Origin of the sequence: Aquabacterium sp. (assembly GCF_036279675.1) — a bacterium.
Classification (GTDB): domain Bacteria; phylum Pseudomonadota; class Gammaproteobacteria; order Burkholderiales; family Burkholderiaceae_C; genus Aquabacterium.
This window is the reverse complement of record NZ_DASUIS010000158.1, coordinates 1-10201: the sequence shown is the minus strand read 5'-3', so window position 1 is coordinate 10201 and position 10201 is coordinate 1. Positions and strand designations below refer to the sequence as shown.

The window sequence follows — 10201 nt, the reverse complement described above, 5'->3', positions numbered from 1 at the left end:
GGTACCGTTGACGGTTTCCTGGCTCTTGTCGATCAGGCCTTGCAGCAGTTCGCGCTCGGGGCTGAACCAGTAGCCGTTGTAGATCATGCGGGCGTAACGCGGCATCAGGTCATCCTTCAGCGCCAGGACTTCGCGGTCCAGCGTGATGGATTCGATGGCGCGGTGGCCGCTCAACAAGATGGTGCCGCCAGGAGTTTCGTAGCAGCCGCGGCTCTTCATGCCAACGTAGCGGTTCTCGACCTTGTCCAGACGGCCGATACCGTGCTTGCCGCCAATTTCATTCAGCTTGGTCAGCACCTGGGCAGGCGACATCTTCACGCCGTCGATGGCGACCACGTCACCCTTGGCGTAGGTCAGCTCGATGATCTGGGGCTTGTTGGGCGCCTTTTCGGGCGACACCGTCAGGCGCCACATATTGGCTTCGGGCTCGAAGTTCGGATCTTCCAGCACGCCGCCTTCGTAGCTGATGTGCAGCAGGTTGGCGTCCATCGAGTAAGGGGCGCCGCCCTTGCGCTTCTTGAAGTCCACGGGGATGCCGTGCTTGTCGGCGTAAGCCAGAAGCTTTTCGCGCGACAGCAGATCCCACTCGCGCCACGGTGCAATCACCTTCACGCCAGGCAGCAGGGCATAGGCACCCAGCTCGAAGCGAACCTGGTCGTTGCCCTTGCCGGTGGCGCCGTGCGAGATGGCGTCGCCCTTGGTCTTCTTGGCGATTTCGATCAGGCGCTTGGCGATCAGGGGGCGGGCGATGGAGGTGCCCAGCAGGTATTCGCCTTCATACAGCGCGTTGGCGCGGAACATGGGGAACACGAAGTCGCGCACGAATTCTTCACGCAGGTCTTCGATGAAGATGTTTTCGGGCTTGATGCCCATCTTCAGCGCCTTGGCGCGTGCGGGTTCGATCTCTTCGCCCTGGCCGATGTCAGCCGTGAAGGTGACCACTTCGCAGTTGTACTCGTCCTGCAGCCACTTCAGGATGATGGAGGTGTCCAGACCGCCGGAATAGGCCAGGACAACTTTCTTGACTTTCTGAGCGCCGGCAGCAGGGGCCTTGGTGGCGGCCACGGGAGCGGCCTTGGAAACCTTGGCCGGCTTGGCGGCGCGGGCTGGCTTGGCAGTTTTGGACATGGTCGAATCGATTGATAGAGACGAAACCCGGCATTTTACGCCCTGACGCCCAGGGAAGGCCACGCCCGCCAGTTTCACGCGGCTTTACGCAAACTTCACGTGCGCCTCGTCAGCGCGGGGCAAGGGCCGGCCGTTGAGCTTCACAAGGGCCGCTTCGACCACATGGTTCGACCAGATCGGGCGCCCCGAACCTCAGGAGACCAACATGCTCAACCGCTCTACCCTCTCCCGCAGCGCCAGCGCCCTCACCCTGATCGGCCTGGTTTTGTCCACCGCCGCCTGTGCCGGCCCACGGGTGGGCGATGTGGTGGGTGCACCGTCCACCACCTCCATGACGGTCCAGGCCAAGGTGGTGTCGGCCACGCCGGTGATCGGGCAGGTTGCTGTGCCCCGACAGGTCTGTTATGACGAACTGCGCCAGAACCCGCCCCGTTCTTCCGGTGCGGGCGCCGTGATGGGCGCCATCGCTGGTGGCGTGATCGGCAACTCGGTGGGCAAAGGCGCAGGCAAGGCCCTGGCCACCGGTCTGGGCATCTTTGGCGGCGCCATCGCTGGCGACCACATCGAAAACGATGGCCGCCAGGGCACCACCAGTTCGGTGCGCCGCTGCGAGCAACAGGCCGAGTACGAAAACCGCGTGATGGCCTACAACGTGGTCTATGAATTTGCCGGCCAGCGTTTCAGCACGCAGATGAGCCAGGAGCCTGGCGCCACCATCCCGGTGCAGGTGACCCTGAGCCCCGTGGTGGCACAAGCACCCGTCATCGCACCAGCGGTCTACACACCCAGCCCGGAGCCGGTCTACGTCGAACCCTATGAGCCCGGCTGGCGCCGTCACCGTCACTGGGATTGATCCACCTCTGTCTCAGGCGGCCAGTTCGCAGCGATCTCGCCCGGTTGCCTTGGCGGCATAGAGCGCCTCATCGGCACGTTGCAGGGTACGCGCGATCGGCTCATCGGACAGATGCTCGGCCACACCGGCCGAGAAGGTCACGGTCAGCCCGACGTCGGACAAACCAAGGTCTCGCGCCGACAAGGCTTCGCGCAGACGCGCCATCGCCATCACGCCGTTGGCACCTGGGTCGGCGCCCACCAGCAAAACCAGGAACTCCTCGCCGCCCCAGCGGCACAGCACGTCGCTGTCACGCAGGTGGTTGCGTGCAGCCTCGGCAAAGCCGATCAGCACTTCATCACCCACCGCATGGCCATGTGTGTCATTGATCGCCTTGAAGTGATCCAGATCGATCAGGGCCACGCTGAAGGACTTGCCAGAGCGCTGATGGCGCACGCACTCCCGGTCCAGCAATATCTGCATGTACTGGCGGTTGAACAGGCCCGTCAAGGGATCCCTCACCATCACCTGGCTCACACGCTCGGTGGCCTCGATGAGCTGACGCTTCTCTTGCCGGACCTTCTGGCGAATGGCGCTCAAGCGCGTCGACTGCAAGGTCAGGATCCACAACACCATGCAGGTCATGGCCACCTCCAGCGACTCACGCCGCGGCATGAAGCCAGGCGCATCGGCCAGCGCCCGCACAAGCAACACACCCATCATCATGGCCAGGTAATAGCGCCCGACCCAGACCGTCTGTGCGGGCCTCAAGCTGGTGAAACCAAACACCAGACTCAAGCAAATCATCTGCAAGGTACTGGGACTGGTGGAGGGCATCATGCCGTAGCCAATGATGACGCCCGTGCCGCCCCACAGCACCTGCACCATCACGAAGGAGGGGTCGCGCCATTTGGCCGTGACACCTGATCGCAGCAGGACGAATGGCACCAGGATCGCGATCACGTTGTGCGCCACGAAGCCCATGCCCTGTGCGCGGGTGAGCAAGCCGGAGGGCATGACATACAGCACAAAGCCAGCGATGGACGCCAGGTAAACGCACAGGCTGAGCATGCACAAGGCCATGGCCGGGCGCAGCTTCTGGTTTGAACCACACAGGATGTTCAGCAGGCGATGACGCCACCCACGAACGGGCTCCTGCTTGTCGAGCGGGGTCACCTTTTCGTCCAGATCATCAATGACGAGGTCCGTCCAGGTCGGCACATCCGAGACCACGGCAGATGCGCTGACCGGCGCCAGATTGGCTCGCCTGCAAGCTCGTGACGCGCCATCCTGCGTCGGGGCCAGTTCACCGTGCACCAGCACCCTGTCCCGCCCTTCCGCCTTGGCCGCATACAGTGCGCGGTCTGCCAGTTCGAGCGTGTGATCCACCTGATCCTGCCGTGCGTGCTGGCAGATGCCCGCAGAGAAGGTCACGCACAAACCCGTCGCATATTGCGACCAGTCATGCGCATGACAGGCTTCGCGCAAGCGATGCAGGTCTGCCAGGGCCTGATCGTTGCTGGTTTCGGACTGCAGCAGCAGGAACTCCTCCCCCCCCCAACGTGCCAGCATGTCGGCGCTGTCCGGCAAGACCTGCTGTGCGATATGCGCAAATGCCTTGAGGACCTGATCCCCCACCGCATGCCCGTGAACATCGTTGACGCGTTTGAACAAATCAAGGTCCAGCAAGGCCACCGTGAATGGCCGACCACTGCGTCGACTGCGCCTGGCCTCGTCGTCCAGCAGACTCAGCATGTGCCTGCGGTTGAACAGACCGGTCAGGCCATCGCGGATGGACAGCTCGTGCAACCGGGCCAGCGTCTCGGCCATCTGCTGTTTCTGGCGTGCGTGACGGGATCGGGCCGCACGCGCTTGCCCTGAGACTGCGTACAGCACAGGCAACACCACGGCCAGGATCAGGAGCGTGAACAACTCGTGAAACCAGTTCAGGGGAACCGGATGCCAGTAGTGCCGGGATGCCGTCGCCAGCATGGGCAACACCAGGCACAGTGCCATGGCCAGCCGCACCTGCTGACGCGGCAGGCGCCAGAGGTCGAAGACCACGATCACACTCAGCCACAGCAAGGCCGTGCTGCGCAGGTCGTCCAGCAAGGCATAACCAATCGCCACCAGCGCGATGCTGAAAGAGGACTGCGTGAACGCCAGCATGGGGTCCTGCGTCCTGACGGCCCAGCCCATGTGGAGCGCCAGGTAGATCGCCCCCAGGGACAGCACAGTGCCCACCGTGATCAATGTCGCCACCCCGACCTTGACCGAACCTATGTAGGCCCCCAGGCACAGCAAGGCCAATACGGCCGCGTAGCTGGGCAGGGCCAGCCAGAAGCGCTTCAGCCCGCGCCGACGCAAGTCGTCCAGGTCCTGGTCGACCATCACTGGCTGACTGGCGGACGACAGGGAGGACACGGACAGGTTCATGCGGCGGCCGAACGTTGGAACATTCGACGTTTTCGTCCAGTCCTTCGCTTGACTTGAGAGATCGCGCCAGAAAAATCCTGCCTCTGCGCAAGGTTATTCCCGCAGGAAAACCGTGACAAGGTCACGCTTTTCGATGCATTAAACGCCAGCCGGACCCTGCAAGATCCGGACACGCCCCCAAGATGGCTGCGGGGGCCGCTGCGCTGATCGGATCAGGTATGTTGGATGTCGCGTCGATCGAGGCGAGAAGCCGTGTTCGCACGGCTGGAGGGCTGCATGTTTAGCAAGGCCCGGTCTCTGCTCGCCCGTCTGCGCTCATCACGTGCCCCCCGACAGGAAGAAGCGCGCTTTGACGGCCGCATGGAGGAGCTGGAGCCACGCATCCTGTTCAGTGCGGATGCGGCTGGCGCATTGGGGCTGGTACCTGATACAGAGCTGCCGCCCCCTCTTACCTGTACCCTCCCAGCGTCCAACACCCCGCCTGCATGTGCGTCTACGGCCGTAACGCAAAGAGAAGTGGCATTTGTCGACGCATCGCTGCCCGACGCGAAGGAACTCGCCGATCTTCTGCAAAAACAGGTAGACGCCAACAGGACGCTGAGCATCTACTGGATCAACGCCAACAGCGACGGCGTCAAACAGATCAGCGACGTCCTGGCGACCCTCAAGGACGTTGACGCCGTCCACATCCTCAGTCACGGCTCGGATGGCAATCTTCAACTCGGCAACGCCACCTTGAATGCCCAGACCTTGTCGCAATACGCAGGTGATCTGGCGTCGTGGCACAAGTCGCTGAGTCAAGACGCGGATTTGATGCTGTATGGCTGCGACCTGGCTCAAGATGCGAGCGGCCAGCAGGTCGTCAACGACATTCAGCTGCTTACCGGCGCCAACGTCGCGGCCAGCACTGACCTGACCGGCGACAGCAGCCAGGGAGGAGATTGGGTACTTGAATATCAACTCGGCCAGATCAACACCGGCGTTGCGCTTGATGTGTGGCACCAGACCGACTGGCATGGCTTGCTGGCCACCTATACGGTCACGAACACCAGCGACAGCGGCGCAGGTTCTCTGCGAGCTGCCATCACCTCTGCCAACGGCAACGCTGGCACGGATACCATCAACTTCAACATCTCATCGGGAACGGCCGGCACAGGCAGCGACACCGGGGCCTACGTCATCACGCTGGCCTCAGGCCTGCCGACAATCACCGAAGCCGTCACCATAGATGCAAGCACTCAGAGTGGCTATGTCGCAGGAGGCTTGCACACCGTGGTGCTGGATGGCAATGATGCGGGCGCCTACGGGCTACAACTCAGCAGCGCATCGGACGGCAGCACAGTGCGAGGCCTGGTTATCCGAAACTTCACCAGCTACGGCATCTACACGCCAGCAGGCTCGGACAACCACACCATCGTCGGCAACTACATCGGCAGTTTCTATGCCGATGGCAGCAACGCAGGCACCGGCAAAGGCAACGCGACGTCCGGGATTTTCTCTCAGGGAGCCAACGCGACGATAGGTGGCACCACGGCGGCTGATCGCAATGTGATCTCGGGCAACAGCGGAGCCTATGGCATCTACTTGAGCACCGGCGCCGACGGTACCGTCATCAAGGGCAACTACATCGGCACGAACGCAGCCGGCACCTCGGTGTTCAGCACCACCAACCCCAACTACGGGATCATGGTGGAGACGTCAGCGACCAACATCACGATCGGCGGCACCGCGACAGGAGAGGGCAACGTGGTCTCAGGCCACACCTCCCGCGGAATGTGGATCACGACAACCGGCACCGTGACCATTCAGGGGAACTATGTCGGCACCGACTACACCGGGACCGTGGACCTGGGGAATACAGGCTACGGCATCTACCTGGATGACACCGGCAGTGCTTCGATCGGCGGAACCACGGCGGGTGCCGGCAACCTGGTGTCGGGCAACGATGGTGGCGGCATCTTTGCCAGCAATGGCAGTGTGACCGTCCAGGGCAACACCATTGGTCTGAATGCGGCCGGCACGGCCAAACTGGCCAATACCGGGGTCGGCCTCTACCTGGACACGAGCAACGCATCCACGGTGGGTGGCAACACGGCTGCCGCGCGCAACATCATCTCGGGCAACAGCACCTATGGCATCCACGTCGCACCGAGCGCAGCCAGCAGCATCACGATCAAGGGCAACTACATCGGCGTGGGCGCTGACGGCAGCACGCTGCTGGGTAACGGCAGCGCCGGCATCTACATCAACAACGACTATGTGACCGTGGGCGGCAAGTCGGCAGGTGACGGCAACATCATTGCCGGGAACGGCGGCGCAGGCATCGCCGTGGTCACCTATGACAAGAACCTCTTCTATCGCAATTCAATCTACAGCAACACGGGCCTCGGCATCGACCTGGGGAACGACGGCGTCACGGCCAACGACTACAACGACGGCGACGGCGGCGCCAATTGGCAGAACAACTACCCGGTGATCACCTCGGCTGTGGTCAATGGCTCTAACACGACCATCACGGGCTCCATCGATTTCTACAATCACTCTACTGCCGATACGGTCTACATCGAACTGTTCTCGAGCCCTGCGCTCGACGGCACCGGCTACGGGGAAGGTAAAACCTATCTGGGTTCTGCCACCCTGACGACCGACACCACGACTGGCGATGCCACGTTCAGCATCACCGTGACTGGGGTCAGCGTCGGTGACTACATCACGGCTGTGGCCAACGTCGAAACCAGCTACCTGGGTGCCTCGGAGTTCTCACTAGGCATGGCGGCGACCTCCATTGCCAACGCACCAAAAGGCAAACTTCTCTGGAATGACAACGACCAGACGTCGCAGTGGGTGTCTAACTGGACGGGCAGCGCATTCACGCCAGGCGGCATGACTGGCCTGACTCTCGACGACGACGTCACGATGATGGCTGTGGCCGAAGCACCCACACGCGACGAACTGATCATGATCGGATCTGCAGATGTGTCCGGCAAGATCGAAGCCATCGTCTGGAACGGCAGCAGTTGGACAGCGCCCTTGGGCATCCCCGTGACCAGCAGTACCAGTGCTAGCGCCTCACAGTACAACAGCTTTGCCGTGGCATACGAAAGCCAGAGCGGCGACGCCATCCTGGTATGGGACAACGGGACAACGGGGACTGCGGGCCTGTCCTATGCGGTCTGGAATGGCACCAGTTGGTCGTCCACCAGCACCATCACCGCACCATCATCGGGCGAGCCGCTAAGCATGAAGCTGGCATCCAACCCCACCGCCGATGGCATGGTGCTGATCGCCACGACCAATACGGGCGACAACTGCTATGCCATTGTCTGGAATGGCTCTAGTTGGGGCAATTCGCAATCGCTTGGCACCAGCCTGGGCGCCAGCAAACAGTACTTTGAGATCAACGCCGCTTATGAGTCACAGAGCGGCGAGGCGATGGTGGTCTACGACAGCTCAACAACCAATTCATCGAGCCTGCAGTACCGAACCTGGAATGGCACGAGCTGGAGTTCAGAGGGGACGATTGCTGCACCGTCAGGCATTACTGCCGGTTCTGACGTGTACGTGACAGCCATCGCTTCTGACGCCACCAGCAACAGGATCGCCGTTGCCGTCAAAGACGCAGCCAATGAGGTCTATGTCAGCATCTGGGACGGCAGCAGTTGGGGCAACGCCAAGGCGATGACCACCTCTGGCATCGACACCACCGACCATCACGCCACCATGGCCGTTGCCTTCGAGTCACTCTCTGGCGACCTGTTGTGCGCCTACGGTAAGGCTGCTGGCCCCAACGTGTATTACCAGACCTGGAGCAGTGGCGGAGGGTGGTCGACCGAGCAGACTGGCCCCAGCATGGGCGCCACAGACATCACCTACTCGTTAAAGCTCTATTCAGACCCGTACTCGAACACCATCATGATGGCTGATCAGGATGGTGGCCTTGACCTGAACATGGTTGCCTGGGACGGCAGCGCATGGGGCACCGTGACCACGGTCGACTCCAGCACGGGTGAACACTATCGAGAAAACTATGCCTTCGCCTGGAACCGATACACACCACCCAGCCTGAGCAACATCACGGGCGACACACTGGCCTACACGGAAGATGCGTCAGCCGCAGTCATTGACCAGAGCACCACAGCCACCGCCAGCGACGGAGATGGCATAGGCTACACGGACGGCAATCTCACGGTGTCCTTCACCGGGGGGTCGACTTCCACCGAGGATGTCCTCAGCATACGAAACCAAGGAACCGGGGCTGGACAGATTGGTGTCAGTGGCTCCGACGTGACCTATGCCGGCACCATCATTGGCACCTACACCGGCGGCTCAAGTGGTGCAGCCTTGGTCATCACCTTGAACAGTGCGGCGTCCAACGCTGCAGTCGGCGCGTTGGCCAACAACATCACGTATGTCAACACGAATAGCACCACCCCGTCTACAACCAGCAGAACGGTGCGATTTGTTGTCACCAATGCACGCGGATTGAGTAGCGCCAACTATGACAACACGATTACCGTATCAGCAGTCAATGATGCCCCAACTGCAACGATCACACCCACCACTTACTCAGCCACCGAGCAAACGACCCTGACCCTGAACGGCACGGGCCTGACCATTGCCGATGTCGACGCGGGAAGTTCGTCCGTGCAGGCCACCTTGAGCGTGGTGAGCGGCACCCTCACTGTCTCTGCTGGGACAACTGGCGTCACGGTTGGCAACTCTGGCACCTCGTCTGTCACGCTCACCGGCACGGTTACCCAAATCAACAACTTGCTGGCCGGTAGTCTGAGTGGCACAGTTTCCTACATCATCAACAGTGATGCTCCGCCGGCCAGTGACACTTTGACATTGGGCATTGATGACCAAGGCAACACAGGAAGCGGTGGTGCCAAGACAGGAAGTGATACGGCCACGATCAACATCACCGCCGTCAACGATGCGCCTGTGATCACGAGCAATGGAGGAGGCGCCAGCGCCAGCGTGAACACGGCGGAAAACACAAGCAGTGTCACGACCGTGACAGCCACAGACCCGGATACCGGCGCAACGCAAACTTACAGCATCACTGGTGGGGCGGATGCGGCCAAGTTCAGCATCAACAGTTCGACGGGCGTGCTGACTTTCGTGTCAGCGCCAGACTATGAATCACCAACAGATGCAGGAGGCGATAACGTCTACGATGTGATCGTTCAGGTGAGTGATGGATCCCAGACTGATACTCAAGCCATTGCAGTCACCGTCACAGATGTCAATGACAACGCGCCGGTCATTACCAGCGACGGCGGCGGCGCATCGGCCACGAAGAACGTGGCCGAGAACGGCACAGCCGTCACCACCGTGACTTCGACCGATGTGGACACTGGCACCACGCTGACTTACAGCATCACAGGCGGTGCCGACGCAGCCAAATTCTCGATCAACTCGTCTACTGGTGTTCTGACCTTTGTGTCTGCACCTGACTACGAATCTCCGACGGACGCTGGTGGCAACAACGTTTATGACGTGACGGTTCAGGTCTCTGATGGCACGAATACCGATACGCAAGCGATTGCCGTCACGGTCACGGACCTGAACGACAACGCCCCCGTCATCACCAGCGATGGCGGTGGCGCATCGGCCACCAAGAACGTGGCCGAGAACGGAACGGCCGTCACCACCGTGACAGCCACCGACGTGGACACCGGTACCACGCTGACTTACAGCATCACTGGTGGTGCCGATGCAGCCAAGTTCTCGATCAACGCGTCTACTGGTGTTCTGACCTTTGTGTCTGCACCTGACTACGAATCGCCGACGGACGCTGGT

General features: G+C 61.4%; 4 protein-coding genes. 2 read left to right on the top strand and 2 right to left on the bottom strand.

All coding sequences use genetic code 11. The annotated features are described in order from the left end of the window. Positions 1-1128 (bottom strand): argininosuccinate synthase (locus tag VFW93_RS18830; RefSeq protein ID WP_329695488.1); only part of this gene is annotated, 1128 nt, incomplete at its 3' end. 205 nt (positions 1129-1333) lie between these two features. Here VFW93_RS18830 and VFW93_RS18825 point away from each other — a divergent pair. After that, a complete protein-coding gene (locus tag VFW93_RS18825) occupies positions 1334-1981 on the top strand; it encodes a hypothetical protein (RefSeq protein ID WP_329695487.1) in 648 nt (215 codons plus the stop codon). A 12-nt stretch (positions 1982-1993) separates the two neighbouring features. Here VFW93_RS18825 and VFW93_RS18820 read toward each other — a convergent pair whose 3' ends face one another. After that, positions 1994-4396: a GGDEF domain-containing protein gene (locus tag VFW93_RS18820; RefSeq protein WP_329695486.1), complete on the bottom strand. Its 2403-nt coding sequence runs from the start codon at positions 4394-4396 to the stop codon at positions 1994-1996. A gap of 276 nt (positions 4397-4672) precedes the next feature. Here VFW93_RS18820 and VFW93_RS18815 point away from each other — a divergent pair. Continuing rightward, positions 4673-10201, top strand: a 5529-nt coding sequence (locus tag VFW93_RS18815) for a DUF4347 domain-containing protein (protein WP_329695485.1), incomplete at its 3' end; no start/stop codon positions are given.

What these genes read in the sequence shown, in the direction of transcription:
- VFW93_RS18825 (WP_329695487.1), top strand. Translation starts at nt 1,334, where the DNA reads ATGCTCAACCGCTCTACCCTCTCCCGCAGCGCCAGCGCCCTCACCCTG.
- VFW93_RS18820 (WP_329695486.1), bottom strand. Translation starts at nt 4,396, where the DNA reads ATGAACCTGTCCGTGTCCTCCCTGTCGTCCGCCAGTCAGCCAGTGATG.